Origin of the sequence: Isobaculum melis (assembly GCF_900111355.1) — a bacterium.
Lineage (GTDB): Bacteria > Bacillota > Bacilli > Lactobacillales > Carnobacteriaceae > Isobaculum > Isobaculum melis.
In genome coordinates, this window is record NZ_FOHA01000009.1 from 1 (window position 1) to 17,743 (window position 17,743).

Genomic DNA, 17,743 nt, shown 5'->3' on the forward strand with positions numbered 1-17,743 from the left:
TTAACTGCAGGTGTGAGTCGTATCACATTTGTATTATCTAAATATTTCTCGCAACTGTTAACTGTGATACTTGGTACAATGCTTTATCTTGGTTCAACCTTTGTGTTCTCTTTCATCAAATATGGAATGGATAATCTTCAAGTGGGTACGTTACTGCAAGATATTGTATTTGCGACATTATCTATCTCGTTCTGTATTAGTGTCATCTTAAGTTTGGCAACGATTCTATTAATTAGCTTTAACAGCAGTATCTTAGCCACTATCTTTATTGCAATTTATCCAATGCTGATTCAAATTATTGCATTAATTACAAAATGGTCTGAACTAAAATACTTTGACTTCTTCAGTTTAGCACAAAATATGGCTTTAAATGGCCTAACTGGTAAAGCCTTGATTCCTTATATACTGATTAGTTTAGGACTGATTGCTTGTTCGATTGTTATCAATGCTCAAGTCATCAAACGAAAAGAGTTTTAAAAAAACATCTTGGTGAAATTCAGAACAATGAACTGAAGCTCGCCAAGATATTTTTTTGTTTCGTCCTTTTAATCACAACAAGAAGAGCTGTTTTTGTGCGCATAAAATAAAAAAAGAGTGGGAGAATTGAGCAGTTTCCAAACTGACTATTCCCCTACTCTTTTTTCATTTTTAAGACTAATTCATCAATGCTTGTGCAGATGTAATAATCGCTAATTTATAAACGTCTTCTTCATTACTACCACGAGATAAATCTGAAATAGGTTTATTTAAGCCTTGTAAAATCGGACCAATTGCTTCAAAGTTACCAAAGCGTTGGGCAATTTTATAGCCAATGTTTCCTGATTGTAATTCTGGGAAAACAAAAACAGTTGCTTGGCCAGCTACTTTTGAGTCTGGTGCTTTTTGTTGGCCAACTGAAGCGACATAGGCAGCGTCAAATTGTAATTCACCATCAATTTCATATTCAGGCGCTAATTCTTGGGCAATTTTCGTTGCTTCTTCTACTTTTGTTGCTTCTTCTGCTTTAGCAGAACCTTTGGTTGAAAAGCTTAACATTGCAACTTTAGGCTCAATATCAAATAATTCAGCTGTTTTTGCACTTTCTACAGCAATTTCAGCTAATTCTTGGGCATTTGGATTGACATTAATCGCACAGTCTGAGAATAAATATTTTTCATTGTCACGACCACGTAGCATAATGAAAGCACCACTTGTACGGCTCACACCTGGTTTTGTTTTGATAATTTGTAAAGCAGGACGAACTGTATCACCTGTTGAGTGAACAGCACCACTGACCATGCCATCTGTTAAGCCCATATAAGTTAACATTGTGCCAAAGTAGTTCACATCTTTTAAAATAGTGCGCGCTTGCTCTTCTGTTGCTTTTCCTTTACGACGCGCTACAAAAGCTGTCACCATTGCATCAAACTCTGAATAAGTTTCTGGGTTAATCACTTCAAGATTATCCACAGAGAAACCACGTTGTGCTGCTACTTCTTTAATTTCTGCTTCATTCCCTAATAAAACGGGTACTAATAAGCCTTCTGCTGCTAATCTTACTGCGGCACCAATAATTCTTGGTTCGTTACCTTCTGGAAAAACAATACGTGTATCTTTCCCTGTAATTTTTGCTTTTAAGCTATCAAATAATTCCACAATGTTAACCTCCGTTAATTGTTTTTTAAAATTCATCCTCTTTATCATACTATTTTCTACGATAAAATAACAGTTATTTTCATCTGTTTCTTTATTTTTTATGATAATAACCCTAACTTATACTTACGATAACTTTTGTTTATAATACAGATTTAGCAAAGATAGCCTGCTGTATTACTTTTGTGGTGGAATACGCCAATCAATTGGTTCCATTCCTGCTTGTTGTAAATATGTATTTGTTCTTGAAAAAGGTTTAGAGCCAAAAAATCCATAGTCAGCAGAATAGGGGCTAGGATGTGAGGAGCAAATGATAAAATGTTTCCCTGTATCCAAGAAAGTGGCTTTCTCCTTTGCAGCTTTTCCCCAAAGAATAAAGACAATTGGCTCAGTTCGCTCATTTAAGCGTTCAATGACATACTGGGTAAAGTTTTCCCACCCTTTGCCTTTATGAGAATGTGCTTGATTGCGTCTAACAGTGAGCACATTATTTAATAAGAGTACCCCTTGTGTTGCCCAGGCAGTTAGATGACCATGAGATGCTGGTGGAATTCCAAGATCACTTTCTAATTCTTGATAAATATTTTGTAAGGAAGGTGGAATCGCAACTTGTGGTTGAACAGAAAAACTCATCCCATGGGCTTGCTGAGGTCCATGGTAAGGATCCTGACCAATAATAACCACTTTGACCTTTTCATAAGGTGTTTGTTGTAAAGCTTCATAGATATGGTACATATCAGGATAAATCGTTTGGGTTTGATATTCTTGTTTTAAAAAGGTTCTTAAATGCTGATAGGCATCTGTTTCAAAATAAGGTTGTAAAATGTCTTGCCAGCTATTTTGGATGATTTTTTTCATGAGGTTTCCTTCTTTCTAGGTCAGTTTGTTTCAAAAAACAAGTTGTCAGCTGTTTCATTTTTGGCATTTAATGGTAGACTATAGTTGAATAACTTTTAGGAGGACGTCAAATGGTTCGATTAATTGCATCAGATATGGATGGGACTTTATTAAATGAAAAAATGGTGATTTCAGACATCAACGCCGCAGCCATCAAAGAAGCGGAAAGACACGGGATTAAGTTTATGATTGCGACAGGTAGAGGCTACTCAGAAGCTTGGCCACTGCTGCAGGAAGCAGGGATTAATTGTCCTTTAATTACGTTAAATGGGGCACAAACAATTGATGGTGAAGGGAAAATTATCGAGACAATTGGGCTTGAAAAGAAAACGGTGCATGAGATTCTTGCCATTTTCAAAAAGCACAATCTTTATGCTGAATTGGTCACTTCAAAAGGGATTTATTCAAATGATCAAGCGAAACGAATTGAATCTGTTGCGGCTTTGATTACGCGTTTAAATTCGGATGTTTCGTACAAAATGGGTGTAGCCTTAGCTGCTGCTCGTCCAGAAATTATTAATATTAACTATATAGATGATTATAACGCAATCGTGGATGATCCTGCAATTGAGGTCTTGAAATTGTTGGCATTTAGTACAACACCGGATAAATTAACTGGTGCCAAAGCTGAATTAGCAGACATGGAACATTTAGCGATTACAGCTTCTTCTCAAACCAATATTGAAATCAATCATGTCAAAGCACAAAAAGGCATTGCGTTAACAAAAGTGGCACATAAGCTTGATATCCCAATGTCTGAAGTAATGGCAATCGGGGATAATTTTAATGATGTTTCGATGTTACTGGCAGCAGATGTTAGTTTTGCCATGGGAAATGCTGAGGAAGAAGTGAAAAAAAAAGCAAGATATGTTACTTCTGATAATAATGATAATGGGGTTGCAGAAGCCATTTTCCGTGTCATTAATGAAAAGCTTTAAAATGTTGTTGTTGATAAATAAAACAAGTGAGAATAAAGCAAATCATGAAGCTATTTAAAGGGGGAATTTTTTTGAATAAAGTATTAAAAACATTAACAGTTGCAGGTAGTGATTCCAGTGGTGGCGCTGGTTTACAAGCTGACCTTAAAACGTTTGAAGAATACAATACATTTGGCTTTAGTGCCTTAACAACGATTGTGACAATGGATCCCGATAATGGCTGGCATCATCATGTCCATCCAGTAGCAGCTAGCTTAGTTGCTGAGCAATTAAAAACAATTTTAGCTGGTGGTCCAATGGATGCAATGAAAACTGGCATGCTCGGTAGTGTTGAGATTATTCAGGTTGTTGAAAAAATGATTCAAGAAAATCAGCAACAAAATGTGGTGATTGATCCTGTGATGGTGTGTAAAGGGGAAGATGAAGTCTTAAATCCTGAAAGTGCAGATGCTTTAAGAGATTTATTGATTCCTTTAGCAACTGTGACAACACCTAATTTATTTGAAGCAGGTGTTTTATCTGGTTTGGGTAAGCTATCAACCATTGAAGAGATGAAAGTTGCTGCTAAAAAAATCCATGCGCTTGGTGCGCAAAATGTGGTGATTAAAGGTGGTAAAGCGTTAGATGGTAGCAAAGCGATTGATTTATTGTTCGATGGCAATGACTATCTGATTTTAGAAACTGACAAAATTAATCCAGCTTATCATCATGGTGCTGGTTGTACGTTTGCAGCTGCGATCACTGGTGGTTTAGCAAATGGGCTTTCTGTTAAGGAGGCTGTGTTAAAAGCGAAAGATTTTGTGACGGAAGCGATTAAAGCTGGATATCAATTTAATGAATATGTTGGACCTGTTTTCCATGCAGGGTATCGTTTGAGTAAAGCATAGAATAAAAAATAGCACATAAAGTAAAGATTTCCCTTTACTTTATGTGCTATTTTTATTGTTCTCCCTGCCAAGCAAAGCCTTTATTTTCTAGTGTGACAATTTTTTCAAGATGGTCTTTTGCAAAAGTCACGCCATGTAAGACGCCTCCATAAACGGCACCGCCATCTATCCCAATTTTTCCATCACTTTGCCAAATACTAAAATCTTTCGTTGCTTGATGTAAGGTATTTGTTACGGTATGCCCAAAAACGATCGTCTTGCCTGTTTGATTCTTTCCTTGATGGAATGGCTCACGAATCCACATCAGCTCTCTAGTAGGTGTTTCTTTCCAATCAGCAAGTGTTAAATCAACGCCAGCATGAACAAAAATAAAATCGCCCCATTCTTGATATAAGGGTAGTGTTTCAAAAAAGGTGAATAAGGATGCACACTTCTCTTGCAATCGATCTCTGACTTGTGTGGCACTTTCTTCTGAACCAATCGTTTCCCCTAGCAAACTTTCAATCGTTGCAACCCCACCATTTCTTACATAGTTTTCATAGCGTTCTTCTGGGGTTGCCATAAAGTTTAAGAGCAAATCTTCATGATTTCCTTTTAAGTAAATTGCTTGCTTTTCTTTCACTAATTTCATTCCTAGCTCGAAGCAAGCTTTAGGGTTTTCTCCACGGTCCCCTAAATCTCCCATTAAAACAAGTTGCTCCTCAGCCTCATTCCAATATGTAAGCATCTCTTCAAAAAGTTGAATCTGGCCATGAATGTCTCCTATTGCAAACACTTTATTTTTCATTTTAGCACTCACTCCTCATTTGTATTATACACGGTTTATGCAGAATCCAGCTACTTTTTTTTCTTTTTAGTGCATCTTTTCTTCATTAGGTTGGACTTCTCAGCTTAAAACGAATAGACTGTTACTAATCAATGAAAGAAGTGAATGATTCATTACATTTTCTCTATTTTTTGATATGATTTATTAGGTAGAAAACGAATTTGAAAGGATGAGTAAAATGAACATCAAAAAAATACTAGGAATTGTTGTAGCACTAGCAATTGTTGCCTTTATTGGCTTTAATGTGTTTGGCAATCAAAAACCAGAAACAATTGATACTGTTAAAACTGGAACTGTAACTGAAGAAAATATTTCTGAGGTGCTTTCCTTAACTGGGACACTTGTTCCAAATGAAACCAAAGATGTTTACGGTCAAGGTATCGTCAATGAAGTAAAATTCAGTGTTGGAGATGCTGTCAATCAAGATGATGTTGTGCTGACTTACAAGGACGGTACAGAAATAAAAGCACCTTTTAATGGAAAAATTATTGCCTTAAATGTCAAAAATGATGAGGTAGATACAGGTGCACAATCTGGTAAACCTGCTGTTAGCTTTGCTAATTTGGAAACACTTAAAGTTGAGGTAAATCTCTCGAAATCTGAAGCAAGTAAAATCAAAAAAGATCAAGTGGTAGTCTTAACGAATGCAGGTGAAAAATATGCAGGTCATGTGACTGAAGTCAATCCAGTTGCTGTAACTTCACAAAGTGCTACTGGTAGTGTAACGGCCTTACCCGCTGTGATTTCTTTTGATCAAGCGCCAACTGATTTAATTGCAGGCTTCACGATAGATGCCACGGTAACCACAAATACTGTTGAAAATGTGTTGGCAATTCCAGTTGAAGCCATTCTTTACGACAAAGACAACCAGCCTTATGTTTATATCGCTTCTGAAAATAAAGATAAAAAGGCTGTTGCTAAGAAAGTAACCATTGAAACTGGTCTACAATCAGATACTAAAATTGAAGTGAAAACTGGGTTAGAAAAGGGACAAAAGGTTGTTCTTTCTCCTGATGAAAAACTATCAGATGGCGCATTAATCAAAGAAAAGTAAAGGACCGGTGAAGCAGATGATTGACTTAAAAAATGTGAAAAAAATCTATCATACTGGTGGCGAAGAGCTCATTGCTTTAAACGATGTCTCTTTACAAATTAAAAAAGGGGAATTCACTTCCATTATGGGACCAAGTGGTTCGGGGAAATCGACCATGATGAATATTTTAGGTTTGCTGGATCGCTTTGATGAAGGAAGCTATATTTTAAATGGACAAAATGTTTCTAGTTTAACAGATAATGAAAGTGCTCATGTTAGAAATAAGGAAATTGGCTTTGTTTTTCAATCCTTTAATTTAATGCCTCGAATGAGTATTTTAGAAAATGTTGAGTTGCCGATGGTTTATGCTAAGGTTTCTGCTAAGGAACGTCATGAACGTGCCATGATTGCTCTTGAAAAGGTTGGCTTAGCAAATCGTGTGAAGCATAAACCAAACGAAATTTCTGGTGGGCAAAAGCAGCGTGTGGCGATTGCTAGAGCGATTGTGAATCAGCCAGCTGTTTTAATGGCTGATGAACCTACTGGAAACTTAGATTCAAAAACAACACTTGAAATTATGAAAATTTTCCAGGATTTAAATGCTGATGGGACGACGGTTGTGATGGTCACCCATGAACCGGATGTTGCTCAATATACCAAACGGATTGTTTCGTTTAAAGATGGACGTTTAATGGATGATCAATTAGTAGAAAATCCGATAATCTTATAGACGGGAGGAAAGCAATAATGAAAGCAAACTTTAAAATGGCGTTAGATAGTATTTTTGCGAATAAAATGCGTTCCTTTCTAACCATGTTAGGAATTATTATTGGGATTACAGCTGTGATTGCGATTTTAGCAGTGGGAAATGGTGCAACAAGCCAAATTACAGGTACATTTAATGATTTAGGTGCTTCAACAATTTCCTTATCGGTTAGTGACAAGGCTATCAAAGCGGATTACATCACAAAAGCTGATCTTCAAACGATGAAAGACAGTATTCAAAAGCTTGATTATATTTCCCCTGATGCACGACTAGCTGGCACAATCACATCTGATTTTTCTGATAAATCGGTTATTGCCTATGGTGGCACAACTGACTTGCAGTTTACGAATCAAACGATGAAAAATAATCTTGTTTATGGACGCTACTTTAATCAAAATGAATATGATGATGCGAAAAATGTTGCTGTGATTTCAGAGGATGGCGCAACGGTTTTATTTAATGGGCGTAAAGATGTTGTTGGTGAAAAAATCAATATAAGTTATCGGGGAACAGCCCTTAGCTTAAAAATTATTGGCGTAACTGCTAGTAGCCAAGAATCAACTGTTGGCTTCTTTGATGCTGAAAATATGCCTGTCTTTATTGCTACGCCCTTAACCACCCTTGAAACACTGAATCCTGAATTAGGTAATCTTGATAGTGTTACGGTTAAAGTTAGCTCCAAGGATGATATTGACAGTGTTTCTAAGCAGATGGTGCGCTTACTCGAAACCAGACATGAAAAAGTCGGCGATGATTTATATAGTGCAACCAACTTCTTGCAATCACTGGATCAAATCGATTCGGTTTTAGGCTTGTTTATTAATTTTATTGCTGCTGTGGCGGCGATTGCTTTAGTTGTTGGTGGGATTGGCGTTATGAATATTATGCTAGTTTCTGTGACTGAAAGAACAAGAGAAATTGGTACTAGAAAAGCTTTAGGTGCCACAACCAATACGATTCTCTTCCAATTTTTAATGGAGTCTGTGATTCTTTCATTGATTGGTGGTATCATTGGATTGGTTTTAGGTATTCTACTTGCAAATGGTGTAGCAAGTGCACTAGATATTGTACCTAGTATTACGCCAGGTGCTGTTATTCTTGTCCTGCTATTTTCAAGTGCAGTTGGAATTTTCTTTGGGATTTATCCTGCTAGAAAAGCTGCGAAGCTTGATCCAATTGAAGCATTGCGTTATGAATAAAGCTTGATTGAATATTTCATGTTATTCTAGTAAAAAAAATGACCTCATACTCTATCATCAGAGTGTCAGGTCATTTTTTCTTTATTATTTTCAATCTCACTCAAAGCAGTTAACAGGAAAACAAACTTCCGTTACCCATTGGTCAGAATCTATCTCTTCTCCAGGAGAAACATGATAAATATTAAACATTGGTCCATCTAATTGATAATCATTTTCTTCTATCCATTGGGCAACCGTCTCGGTAATTGCAGTTACCTGTTCATAGCTGCCATTCATCATGACACTCGCTACCTTAACTACAGGTGCCTCAAAACATTTTACTTGTGCCTCTTCTTTAAATTGTCCTTCAATTGCCATTTGGATTTCCACATCTATCTCAGTCTCTTGGTATTCTTGGTCATGAAAAATCGCCATTGTATAAGGATTCGAGGAAAATTTCACTTGTTGTTTGGTTGCCTCAGCTGCTAAAATCGTCCAAAGCTTGCCTTCAGATTCAAAATTAGGAATTTGCTGTCTGACACTAATCACTTTTCTTGCAGGAAGTTCTTTTAATTGTACATGATAATTCATTTTAAAGGTATTTTCTTTGAGCTGTTTTAGAGCGCTTTCCAGCATGTTATTTTGTTGATTTAATGCCGTTAATTCTGCTTTTAGCTCGGCTTCTCTTTGGGCAAAATATTTTTTTAGTATGTCAACATCTGCATTGGTCTCTATAATTTCTTTAATAATACCTAGGCTAAAGCCCATGTCTCTTAATGTTTTTATTTGATTGATTGTCTGTAATTGTTGAGCAGAATAATAGCGATAGCCTGAATCTGCATCTACTACTTCTGGGATCAACAGCTCGATTTTATTGTAATGTCTGAGCATCCGGACACTGATGCTGGCTAATTTTGAAAAGTCGCCAATTTTAAACATGTTCCTTACCTCCATTAAGTTGGGAAAGCTTTCATTTATTGTAGCATAAAAACAGCCCACCATTCTACAAGGGAATTATGAGCTGTTCTTGTTAAGCGATATGCTGTTTTAAATCAAATATTTTGCTTTTAATTGTTCGATTTCTTCATGAGTCACGCCAAGTCCTTCTTTTACAAAGGTCAAAAAGTCGCCATAGCTCGCCTCAATTTGTTCAAAGGAGGCATTTAAATAGCTTGCTTCTGTTGATGTAAGAGCTTTTAAATTTTCTAGCAAAACAACATCATCTGTGTATTCCTGATATTGCTTCATTCGTGAAGCAATGTGCTTGGCTCTGTATTGGTCAGAAAGTAAAAAATCTGCCATGACCGTTTCCTTTGGCACACCTAATAAGTGTAAGAGTAGCGCTGAACCAAAGCCTGTCCGATCTTTTCCACCTTTACAATGTTGAACGATAGGAACCAGTTCATCTGTTAAGTGTGCTTTGATCACTTCACGATAGACCTTTCTTGAGGTTTCGCTTAAAATAAAATCACGGTATTGCTGAATGAGTTTGTCTTTTAGGCCACGAATCATTTCTGTCTCTTTTTGTTGCTGTAATCTTTCTACAAATGAGAGATGATAGGTATGCTTAGGCTGACCTGTTTCAGATGCTAGCTCAGCCATCACTGCATTGGGATCTAATAAAAGTACATTCACATTTTCCCACAGTCTATCTGGTTCTTTTGCTCGTTCTTGTTCACTACGATAATCGATAATCCCATGTATATTTAAGTTCTCTTGCAGATAGATTAAATCCTGAGCGGTTAATTGGTTGAGGGCATCTGAACGATAAAGCTGACCATAAACAACTTGTCTGCCATCCTTGGTTTGATAACCACCAAGATCTCTAAAATTATTTGTACCTGTTAAATCAACTAGGCGCTCGGCTTCGATTTTTTCAGTACCATCTTGAAAGTTGATTCGAAAATAATATCGTGGTGCTTCGATCGGTAAAGTTGCTGTTAGCTGGTCTTGATTTAGCAAAAGATCTGTTGCTAATGCCTTTAATTGTGTACCATATTGGATTGTCGCAATCGGTTTTGTTGGATTCACTTGGATGTGTAATAAACCGTTTTCTCTATTGATTGTTAGAATAGACATGAAATCAAACCTTTCTGATTCATACTTTTCTTTAAGTATACAATAAATGACCATTATTTGTATCAATTTGAGTCATTTTCAATCATCACTCTTATAGTGAGAGGTGTCAGTCTTTTTCTATTGGGATCACTACTTTTGATGGATATTGTTGGTTATGATAAATCGTTTGCTCTGCAACAAGATTGATGCCACTATTAAAGCCTTCTGCTGTATTGCTATTTGGGAAAATATAGTTTGCAGCACTGGATGTGATACTGACTCTTAAGGCATGACCTGCTTGTATTTCGGCTGAAATTCTAGCGGTTTCAATTTCATATAAGTAAACCTGATTTGGTGTTAATAGGCTTGGTTCTGTAAAGCTTTCTCTAAAAGTTGCACCTAAAAAGCCATCTGCTAATTTAATTGATTTTCCTTCTGGTGTGACTTCACATAATCTCACAACCCAGTCTGTATCGACAGCAGTAGAGCTAGCATAAAAGGAAATTGTAGCACTTCCTGTCACTGTTTTGGCAGTAGCAAATGGTGCTGTTGTGTAGGTCAAGACATCTGGTCGTAATTCTACCGTAGCATAATCATCTGGACAAGATAGCTCATTTTCAGATAAATCGATTAGATGTGGTGTTGGATTTTCTGGATCATATAAATAATGATCGACTTCATTTGTGTCACTTTGTTGTGTCACTAATTGCCCTGCTTGTATGTCTGAGTTTGCCTGGCCATTCGATTGAAAGTAAAGGGTTTCTAACTGAATATTGGTAGGTGGCCAAGTTTCAGCTTGTTTCCATTCCCCTGCACCTATTGTATAATAATCGACACTTTTTTCTGCTGTAATGCCATTTTCTTCCCCCATTAAAAAGTGATTCAGCCATTTGATATATTGTAAATCTAAATCGTGTCTAATTGCTTTATCGCCCATAGAAATGCCACATATATCACGGTTTGTATTGCCATTATGTAGCCATGGTCCTAAAATAATTTTACATTTATCTCGTGGATAATCTGCTACAACATCTAAGGCTTCGGTTGTCCCACCATAGTTGTCATCATACCAGCCTGAGACAACCATCGCTGGTGCTTGAATCTGCTCTTTTTTGGCATGCCAATTGGCTTTTCCCCAAAAAGTATCATAGGCTGGATGCTGCAATTGTTCCTCAACAAATGGAATACGGAAGCCCAGTCCCTTAACAGGAATGTCTTGAATTGGACGAATCTTAATCAATTCATCCCAATCATCTCTCATCAGTTTTGTACGGTCGAACTTTTTAGAGGCTAAACCAAAATTAAGGGCAATTCCACCTGAAGTAAAGGTTCCGCCTTTTCTTGGTAAATCAACAAAAGGACTGCCTGCGGTTACAATACTAACCATTGCTTTAAGATGTGGATTACCACTTGCAGCTGCCGCCCACTGGACATAGCCACCATAAGAAGCCCCTATCATCCCTATTTCACCATTACACCATTCTTGTGCAGCAATCCAATTTAAGGTATCATCGCCATCTGGTTGATCATAGATTTTTGGGATATATGGATCTCCTTCTGATAGGTTTCGACCACGTACATCTTGTAAGACAACTGCATAGCCAAGCTGAACATAAGGATAGTGCGCAATCATGGCCTCTTCTTTCCCATATGGGGTGCGCATAAAGATAACAGGAAAGTGCGTTCCTTTACTTGGCAACATCACACAGGTTGATAAATGGACACCATCCCGCATTGGTACTAGCTCACTTTGTTGAAATTGAATCCCATAAGGATGCTCTTTGATGATTTTGGGAACACTCTTCTCCCATTCTGCTAGTAAAGGATGCTGTGGATAGCCTACTTCCATTAGAAAAGATATTTTTTGTGAATTAGGCAAAATAACTCCTCTAAACTGCTGATTGACCGTCCAAATATCCATTGGAAATTTTTTCTCTCTTTCTACCCAGAGCTGTTCATCTAAACGATGGTAGACTCCTTGCCAATCTGTTGTCAGCTTTTGCTCCGTTGGGGAAAAAGGATAAGACTGTAGCTGCGCCATCCTTTCTAATAAATCAGCCAAAGGATATTTTAGACTGGTTGTAAAGTAATGCGCATCTGCTTCGGTAATGAATCGGTAATCACCAAGCTGCCCGGTTTCAACTGTTAACATTTTTATTTGTGTTTTCTGTCCTTTTTGAATCTTAAAATAGGCTTGAATGACACCAAATTGAATCAATTGATATTCTGCCATTGATAAAACCTCCTTCACATGTTCTATTTAGGTAAATGCTGCATGAAATTTTGAGCTGCAAAGCCCGCGATGGCTTCTGTTGTATAATTTTTTTCTAAGTAGGTTAATAAGTTAGGGATTTCGCCTGAGTGGGTTAGTCCTTCGATATGGCTACTAATCCCATCAAAATCGGAGCCAAAGCCAATATTTTTGATGCCTCCAAGATCGACGATATGCTGAATATGCTTCACAAAGTCTGCAATTGTTGCAGTTCCTTCATCGACTGTAAACGGAGGATTAAAAATCACATGGATCATACAATCCTTTTCAATCATTTTAAGAATTTGCGCATCGGTTAAATTGCGAACATGACGGCAAATTGCACGGGCATTTGAATGGGAGGCAATTGGATAGTGTGCGGCTTCCATTACATCCCAAAAGCCTTGTTCGCTCAAGTGAGAAACATCAGTTAAGACCTTGCGTTCATTTAAAATTGTGACAATGTCATAGCCCAATTTGGATAAGCCAGCACCTCGTGGCTCCATAATGCCATCTGCTGCTAAATTGGCAGGATTCCAAGTTAAGCCAACGGAAAGTACGCCTAAATCCAATAATTGATGGAGCTTTGTTAAATCATTGCCAATTGGCTCGACACCTTCTAGGGTTAAAAATGACCCAATTTCTCCTGGAGCTAAGTGATGGATTTCTTCCCAGCTTTTGATTTGCTTCATTTCAGGATGCTTCGCTAATACTTCTTCTTGATAATAGTGAATTTGTTCTAAAGCATGGTCAAATTTATCTTCTACTAAAACTTCTGGTGCAATATAAATTGCAAAGGCTTGGACTTTAACGCCTCCTTGTTTTAAACGTTCTAAGTTGACATCTAGTTCTTTACTAGTTGAAAAAGAAAGCTGGCCCTTTCCTAATTGAAGCTTTAATAATGCATCACAATGTAAATCAATTGTCTCCATTTGAATCCCTACCTTCTTTTTTAGCTTATAAGCCTTTTGTACATTATAATTTTCTTCTGGTAGAATTACTAGTATTTATTGAAAATTCTGACATTGACACTGAAATTCTCTTATGATAGGGTGGAAAAGTACGTAAATACATATTCCAAAGGATTCTTATTATGAAAAAACAGCATTTAATAAAAGAGATGAATCAGTTCACTTATCCCTTAATTTTCACACAATTATGTAGCATGGCAATTAGTCAAATTGCCAAAATTTTAGCAGGTCGAACTTCCTTAGAGGCATTAGGTTCACTGGCTGCAATTGATGGTTTACTTTATGCCATTGCAGGTATTTTTAGTGTGTTTTCTGTCTCCTTTAATATTTTTGGTGCAAAGGCTTTAGGCGAAAAAAATAGAGTATCCTTTTATCATCTACTCTCATCCTCAATGACACTCAATTTTAGTATTGGTTTGTGTATTTCCATGATTATTTTATTGTTTAGAAAAGCTATTTTACAGGCTTTATATGGTTTCCAGGGAGAATTACTTGAAACTGCTGAAAATTACTTAGGAATCATGGCGTTTTATTTACTATTTACCATCCTCAACTTCACCTTTACCAATCTGATTAAAATTGAGAAAAAAACAACTTCTATTTTTACAATCACAATGATAAGCTCACTTATTCAGGTAGGATTCAGTTTTCTTTTGATTAATGGTTTTAGCTTCATCCCTGCTCTAGGACTTTATGGTGCAGGAATCGCATCCATGATTTCACTCTTCTTTACAAGTTGCCTTTATTTATTCATCTTAAGAAAGCCTCTAAAAAAAGCTAGAGAGTTTAAACCAAACAGAATAGGGTTTCTTTTCAAAAAAAGTTTGCCTCTTGATAGGGCAAGAAATTTTAGAAGGCTCTTTATTTATTATTGCTTTAGAGTCCTTGATTGCGAGACTTGGCTTATTGACCTTAGCATCTTATGCTGTTGCTAGTCAATTAACCCACTATGCCTTGTTGCCCGCTTATATGTATTGTAACGCTGTGATGATTATGTGTGGTGAAAGCTTTGGGAGAAAATCTATGAATGAGCTTGTCCAGATTCCTAAATTAGCGATTGGGTTTTCGACAATATTTTATGCTGTAATTGGTGGTGTTTTTATCTTTTTTGCAGAACAAATTATTCCTCTGTTTCAATCAAATGCGCAAATTATTCCTACGAGTATTCAACTACTAGGGATTCTTTTGGTAGCTAATTTGTTTGTTATTTTATATGAAGTACAAAAATATACATTACAATCTTTAGATGAAAGTCGCTTTGTTCTCGGTGTAACAGCTTGTATTAATTTACTGGCCTTTTTGATATTAATTGGCTCCACTTTCTTTTTCCAACTGACTGTTTATTCTATTTTTACAGTTTTTGCTGGTAATTACTTTTTCCTAGCAACTGTTTTTTATTTAAAATATCAACAAAAGCTTAAAACAATTTAAAGGAGGTTTTCTCATGCCGTTTAAAGATATTTCATTTTTAAAAAATATGAAGCAAGCAAAATTAATCAATGTTGGATTTTCCAAGGATGAAAAATGGGTGATTGATGATACTTATTTATTGCGTATCTCACCTCAAAAATCAGCTGATTTGATTGTATTTCAAGAAAAATACCTTCGTAAAATCAATGAAGAAACGAGCTTTGTTCCTAAAGTATATGATGCAGGAAGCTTTCAAGGTAAAGCTTATTTGGTTCTTGATTATATGACGGGGTCTGATATGGAAGTCGCTCTGCCTCATTTTCCTTTGGCTAAGCAATATGCTTTAGGTAAATCTGTTGGAGCATGTTATCGTGTCATTCATCAAATTCCTGTTGATCAAGAGGATCAATACAATTGGAAAGAACGGATGCTAAAAAAATATGTCAATCTTAAAGGAAGACTGCAAGCGATTGTTGGTGAAGATTTGCAGTATTTAAATTTGCTAAGCTTCATTGAATCACAATTTGATTTGCTTGAAAATCGTTCTGTTGCTATTTGTCATCATGATTTGCATCCTCGAAATGTCTTGATTCATCAAGAAGCTTTTGCTGGCTTAATTGATTGGGAAAAATTAACCCTAGAGGATCCGTATACTGATTTTCAAAAAACTGAATTTTTCACTGTTCCAATTAGTAAATGCTATGCTCGTGGTTTGTTTGATGGTTATTTTTTAGGGCAGGAGATTCCAACAGAATTTTGGCTGTTACACCGTTTTTATGTTGCAATGCTCTTGATTTCTTCAAAGGTTTGGGCACATGAAGCTTGTCCTAGTGAAATCGCCTTTTTTGATGAGCGAATTAAAGATGTGCTGGTGCAGTGGGATGATTTCACTTTAGCTTGTCCAAAATGGTATGATGTAAGTAAATCTGCATCACACTTTTAGGAGGGGAAATTTAATGAAATTAGATATGGTTGGGCTTGTTGTAAGTGATATGGAAGCCGCTTGTTTATTCTATGAACGTTTAGGGTTAAAGGTTGCTGGTGAAATGGATGAGAATTATACGGAATTAGAAAATGATGGTGTTCGAATTTCTTTAAATTCTAAGAAAATGGTTGCTGGGATTTATGGCTTTGAACCAAATAAAATTGGCCATCAAATTGAATTAGCTTTTCTTCTTGAGTCACCACAGGCAGTGGATACACTTTGCGAAAAAATGCGTGACTTTGGCTATTCTTTGTTTAAAGAGCCTTGGGATGCTTTTTGGGGTCAACGTTATGCGATTATTCATGATTGTGAAGGAAATTTAATTAGTTTGTTTGCTGCTTTAACCTAAAAAGAACATCACTTAGTGGTGTTCTTTTTAGGTTAGGAAACTTTATTCAGTTTGGTCTTGCGCTTTTTCCATTTGGCGATAAAGGGTAATTTTATCATCTAGTAGAGAAAGATTTTCTTTGACTTTTTCATATGCTAATAATACCTGTTCACGGTGTTTAAGGAGCAGTTCTTTTCTTTCTGTAATGGTCTCATCCCCTATTTCTCTTAAATAGGCATAGCGTTTCATTTCTTTTAGGGAAATTCCTGTGCGTTTTAATTTATTAATAAAATGAATCCAGTCATAATCTTTTTCTGAGTATAATCGGTAATTGTGTTCATCTCTAATTGGTTTTAAGAGGCCTTCTTTTTCATAATATCTTAATGTGTGTTCACTAATTTGTGTGTTTTTGGAAAATTCACTAATTGTATCTGCCATGATGTCCTATTTCTCCTTTATTTTTATTTTTCCTTGCCTTAGAGTCGCCTCTAAGGGATACACTGCTATTGTAACATCTAACATTATTGATAGGAGGAATTGATTCATGAAATATACAGTCATTACAGGTGCTAGCTCAGGAATTGGTTTGGAAACAGCAAAAGCTTTTGCAAAGGAAGGCAAGAATCTGATTCTAGTTGCAAGGCGAGAACAAAGGCTACAAGTGTTAAAAGAAGAAATTTTGAAAGAGCATCCGACATTAAAGGTTGTTTTAATGATCAAAGATTTATCAGTTAGAAATCAGGTCTTAGCTTTTTATCAGGAAACAAAAGTGTATCAGGTTGAAACTTGGATTAATAATGCAGGGCTTGGCTATTATGGTGCTGTTGGTGAACAAAGTATGGAAAAAATTCAGCAGCTTATTCAATTAAATATTGAAGCTTTAACGATTTTATCTACTTGTTATATTGCCGATTACGAAATGATTGAAGGCACTCAGTTAATCAATGTCTCCTCAACAGGTGGCTATAAAAATGTGCCGAACGCAGTCACTTATTGTGCAACGAAGTTTTATGTCAGTGCCTTTACAGAAGGGCTAGCACTCGAATTGAAGGTAAAAAAAGCGCCCTTACAAGCAAAAATTTTAGCACCGGCAGCTACGGAAACTGAATTTGCACAAGTAGCAAATCATTCAGCATCCTATGACTATCAAAAAGGCTTTAAACAGTTTCATTCCAGCAAGGAGATGGCACAATTTCTTTTGGATCTATACCATAGCAATCAAGTGGTTGGTTTAGTCAATCGAGATACTTTTGAATTTAAGCTATCTGAACCACTTTTTGATCATTATGAGGGAGCTATGAAAAATATGTAGTTTTTCCTGTTATTCATTAAGCTTTACGATAAACTGCTAAGCAGATAAAGACAATCAGAAGTACGGCTCCTACTATAGCATAGCGATATTTTTTTTCTTTGAATGTTCCTATCAGGTAGATGCCAAGTTCTAATGCAGCTTCAAATAAAGTTTCAACAAAAATGAGCATGATTTCTCCCATTTACAACACTTTCCTTTTATGTATTTTATTTAATGATAACAAAATGAAACATAAAAAAAAATACTTCTTAGGTATGAAATCTCGTTTGAT

19 protein-coding genes and 1 pseudogene are annotated in these 17,743 nt (G+C 36.4%); 11 read left to right on the forward strand and 9 right to left on the reverse strand.

Going from position 1 to position 17,743, the window contains the following annotated elements:
- Positions 1-477: pseudogene (locus BMW29_RS13975) on the forward strand (TMEM43 family protein); the annotation flags it as partial.
- 177 nt (positions 478-654) lie between these two features.
- Here the strand turns inward: BMW29_RS13975 and pta are convergent.
- Together pta and BMW29_RS07860 are read right to left on the reverse strand one after the other, a co-directional pair.
- Complete coding sequence (gene pta, locus BMW29_RS07855; RefSeq protein ID WP_092652326.1) at positions 655-1,635, reverse strand: phosphate acetyltransferase; 981 nt, start codon at positions 1,633-1,635, stop codon at positions 655-657.
- Positions 1,636-1,809: 174 nt separating this feature from the next.
- Entirely contained in the window at positions 1,810-2,490 is a 681-nt protein-coding gene (locus BMW29_RS07860) for a uracil-DNA glycosylase (protein WP_092652141.1), read from the reverse strand.
- Between the two features lie 110 nt (positions 2,491-2,600).
- Between BMW29_RS07860 and BMW29_RS07865 the strand changes: the two genes are divergently transcribed.
- Positions 2,601-3,467 (forward strand): Cof-type HAD-IIB family hydrolase, encoded by an 867-nt coding sequence (locus BMW29_RS07865; RefSeq protein ID WP_092652143.1) that lies wholly within the window; start codon positions 2,601-2,603, stop codon positions 3,465-3,467.
- Between the two features lie 71 nt (positions 3,468-3,538).
- Positions 3,539-4,354 carry a bifunctional hydroxymethylpyrimidine kinase/phosphomethylpyrimidine kinase gene (gene thiD, locus BMW29_RS07870; RefSeq protein ID WP_092652145.1) on the forward strand — a complete coding sequence of 272 codons (816 nt, stop codon included), beginning with the start codon at positions 3,539-3,541 and terminating at the stop codon, positions 4,352-4,354.
- 52 nt (positions 4,355-4,406) lie between these two features.
- Here thiD and BMW29_RS07875 read toward each other — a convergent pair whose 3' ends face one another.
- Positions 4,407-5,141 carry a metallophosphoesterase family protein gene (locus BMW29_RS07875; RefSeq protein WP_092652147.1) on the reverse strand — a complete coding sequence of 245 codons (735 nt, stop codon included), beginning with the start codon at positions 5,139-5,141 and terminating at the stop codon, positions 4,407-4,409.
- A 217-nt stretch (positions 5,142-5,358) separates the two neighbouring features.
- On the opposite strand from BMW29_RS07875, the gene BMW29_RS07880 reads away from it, so the two are divergent.
- The 3 genes from BMW29_RS07880 to BMW29_RS07890 are packed head-to-tail and all read left to right on the forward strand — an operon-like array spanning position 5,359 to position 8,178.
- A complete protein-coding gene (locus BMW29_RS07880) occupies positions 5,359-6,234 on the forward strand; it encodes an efflux RND transporter periplasmic adaptor subunit (protein ID WP_092652149.1) in 876 nt (291 codons plus the stop codon).
- 16 nt (positions 6,235-6,250) lie between these two features.
- Positions 6,251-6,943 (forward strand): ABC transporter ATP-binding protein, encoded by a 693-nt coding sequence (locus BMW29_RS07885; RefSeq protein ID WP_092652151.1) that lies wholly within the window; start codon positions 6,251-6,253, stop codon positions 6,941-6,943.
- Positions 6,944-6,960: 17 nt separating this feature from the next.
- The gene (locus BMW29_RS07890) at positions 6,961-8,178 is read left to right on the forward strand and encodes an ABC transporter permease (protein WP_092652153.1); all 1,218 of its coding nucleotides are present in this window, start codon (positions 6,961-6,963) and stop codon (positions 8,176-8,178) included.
- 96 nt (positions 8,179-8,274) lie between these two features.
- Here BMW29_RS07890 and BMW29_RS07895 read toward each other — a convergent pair whose 3' ends face one another.
- The 4 genes from BMW29_RS07895 to BMW29_RS07910 all read right to left on the reverse strand — a co-directional run bounded on the left by BMW29_RS07895 (position 8,275) and on the right by BMW29_RS07910 (position 13,398).
- Positions 8,275-9,096 (reverse strand): MerR family transcriptional regulator, encoded by an 822-nt coding sequence (locus BMW29_RS07895; protein WP_092652155.1) that lies wholly within the window; start codon positions 9,094-9,096, stop codon positions 8,275-8,277.
- 108 nt (positions 9,097-9,204) lie between these two features.
- Positions 9,205-10,236 carry a tyrosine-protein phosphatase gene (locus BMW29_RS07900; RefSeq protein WP_177165718.1) on the reverse strand — a complete coding sequence of 344 codons (1,032 nt, stop codon included), beginning with the start codon at positions 10,234-10,236 and terminating at the stop codon, positions 9,205-9,207.
- Between the two features lie 106 nt (positions 10,237-10,342).
- The gene (locus tag BMW29_RS07905; RefSeq protein ID WP_092652159.1) at positions 10,343-12,448 is read right to left on the reverse strand and encodes a CocE/NonD family hydrolase; all 2,106 of its coding nucleotides are present in this window, start codon (positions 12,446-12,448) and stop codon (positions 10,343-10,345) included.
- A gap of 23 nt (positions 12,449-12,471) precedes the next feature.
- A complete protein-coding gene (locus BMW29_RS07910) occupies positions 12,472-13,398 on the reverse strand; it encodes a dipeptidase (protein ID WP_092652161.1) in 927 nt (308 codons plus the stop codon).
- A gap of 161 nt (positions 13,399-13,559) precedes the next feature.
- Here BMW29_RS07910 and BMW29_RS07915 point away from each other — a divergent pair, with 161 nt between their 5' ends.
- The 4 genes from BMW29_RS07915 to BMW29_RS07930 are packed head-to-tail and all read left to right on the forward strand — an operon-like array spanning position 13,560 to position 16,181.
- A complete protein-coding gene (locus BMW29_RS07915) occupies positions 13,560-14,372 on the forward strand; it encodes an MATE family efflux transporter (protein ID WP_092652163.1) in 813 nt (270 codons plus the stop codon).
- The gene (locus tag BMW29_RS07920) at positions 14,344-14,868 is read left to right on the forward strand and encodes an MATE family efflux transporter (RefSeq protein ID WP_177165719.1); all 525 of its coding nucleotides are present in this window, start codon (positions 14,344-14,346) and stop codon (positions 14,866-14,868) included. The genes BMW29_RS07915 and BMW29_RS07920 overlap by 29 nt, the downstream gene beginning before the upstream one ends.
- Positions 14,869-14,881: 13 nt before the next feature.
- Complete coding sequence (locus BMW29_RS07925; RefSeq protein WP_092652167.1) at positions 14,882-15,790, forward strand: phosphotransferase family protein; 909 nt, start codon at positions 14,882-14,884, stop codon at positions 15,788-15,790.
- Positions 15,791-15,803: 13 nt separating this feature from the next.
- Positions 15,804-16,181 (forward strand): VOC family protein, encoded by a 378-nt coding sequence (locus tag BMW29_RS07930; RefSeq protein WP_092652169.1) that lies wholly within the window; start codon positions 15,804-15,806, stop codon positions 16,179-16,181.
- A gap of 42 nt (positions 16,182-16,223) precedes the next feature.
- Here the strand turns inward: BMW29_RS07930 and BMW29_RS07935 are convergent, their stop codons facing one another.
- Complete coding sequence (locus BMW29_RS07935) at positions 16,224-16,598, reverse strand: MerR family transcriptional regulator (RefSeq protein WP_092652171.1); 375 nt, start codon at positions 16,596-16,598, stop codon at positions 16,224-16,226.
- Between the two features lie 106 nt (positions 16,599-16,704).
- On the opposite strand from BMW29_RS07935, the gene BMW29_RS07940 reads away from it, so the two are divergent.
- Entirely contained in the window at positions 16,705-17,472 is a 768-nt protein-coding gene (locus BMW29_RS07940) for an SDR family NAD(P)-dependent oxidoreductase (RefSeq protein ID WP_092652173.1), read from the forward strand.
- Between the two features lie 16 nt (positions 17,473-17,488).
- On the opposite strand, the gene BMW29_RS13980 is transcribed toward BMW29_RS07940, so the two are convergent.
- A complete protein-coding gene (locus tag BMW29_RS13980; protein WP_177165720.1) occupies positions 17,489-17,653 on the reverse strand; it encodes a hypothetical protein in 165 nt (54 codons plus the stop codon).
- Positions 17,654-17,743: the final 90 nt, after the last annotated feature.

Bases quoted from the DNA above. Each gene is read 5' to 3' on its own strand.
- BMW29_RS07890 (WP_092652153.1), top strand. From the start codon at position 6,961: ATGAAAGCAAACTTTAAAATGGCGTTAGATAGTATTTTTGCGAATAAA.
- BMW29_RS07885 (WP_092652151.1), top strand. From the start codon at position 6,251: ATGATTGACTTAAAAAATGTGAAAAAAATCTATCATACTGGTGGCGAA.
- BMW29_RS13980 (WP_177165720.1), bottom strand. From the start codon at position 17,653: ATGGGAGAAATCATGCTCATTTTTGTTGAAACTTTATTTGAAGCTGCA.
- BMW29_RS07915 (WP_092652163.1), top strand. From the start codon at position 13,560: ATGAAAAAACAGCATTTAATAAAAGAGATGAATCAGTTCACTTATCCC.
- BMW29_RS07895 (WP_092652155.1), bottom strand. From the start codon at position 9,096: ATGTTTAAAATTGGCGACTTTTCAAAATTAGCCAGCATCAGTGTCCGG.
- BMW29_RS07930 (WP_092652169.1), top strand. From the start codon at position 15,804: ATGAAATTAGATATGGTTGGGCTTGTTGTAAGTGATATGGAAGCCGCT.
- BMW29_RS07905 (WP_092652159.1), bottom strand. From the start codon at position 12,448: ATGGCAGAATATCAATTGATTCAATTTGGTGTCATTCAAGCCTATTTT.
- BMW29_RS07935 (WP_092652171.1), bottom strand. From the start codon at position 16,598: ATGGCAGATACAATTAGTGAATTTTCCAAAAACACACAAATTAGTGAA.
- BMW29_RS07875 (WP_092652147.1), bottom strand. From the start codon at position 5,141: ATGAAAAATAAAGTGTTTGCAATAGGAGACATTCATGGCCAGATTCAA.
- BMW29_RS07940 (WP_092652173.1), top strand. From the start codon at position 16,705: ATGAAATATACAGTCATTACAGGTGCTAGCTCAGGAATTGGTTTGGAA.
- BMW29_RS07925 (WP_092652167.1), top strand. From the start codon at position 14,882: ATGCCGTTTAAAGATATTTCATTTTTAAAAAATATGAAGCAAGCAAAA.
- BMW29_RS07865 (WP_092652143.1), top strand. From the start codon at position 2,601: ATGGTTCGATTAATTGCATCAGATATGGATGGGACTTTATTAAATGAA.
- BMW29_RS07900 (WP_177165718.1), bottom strand. From the start codon at position 10,236: ATGTCTATTCTAACAATCAATAGAGAAAACGGTTTATTACACATCCAA.
- BMW29_RS07880 (WP_092652149.1), top strand. From the start codon at position 5,359: ATGAACATCAAAAAAATACTAGGAATTGTTGTAGCACTAGCAATTGTT.
- BMW29_RS07910 (WP_092652161.1), bottom strand. From the start codon at position 13,398: ATGGAGACAATTGATTTACATTGTGATGCATTATTAAAGCTTCAATTA.
- BMW29_RS07860 (WP_092652141.1), bottom strand. From the start codon at position 2,490: ATGAAAAAAATCATCCAAAATAGCTGGCAAGACATTTTACAACCTTAT.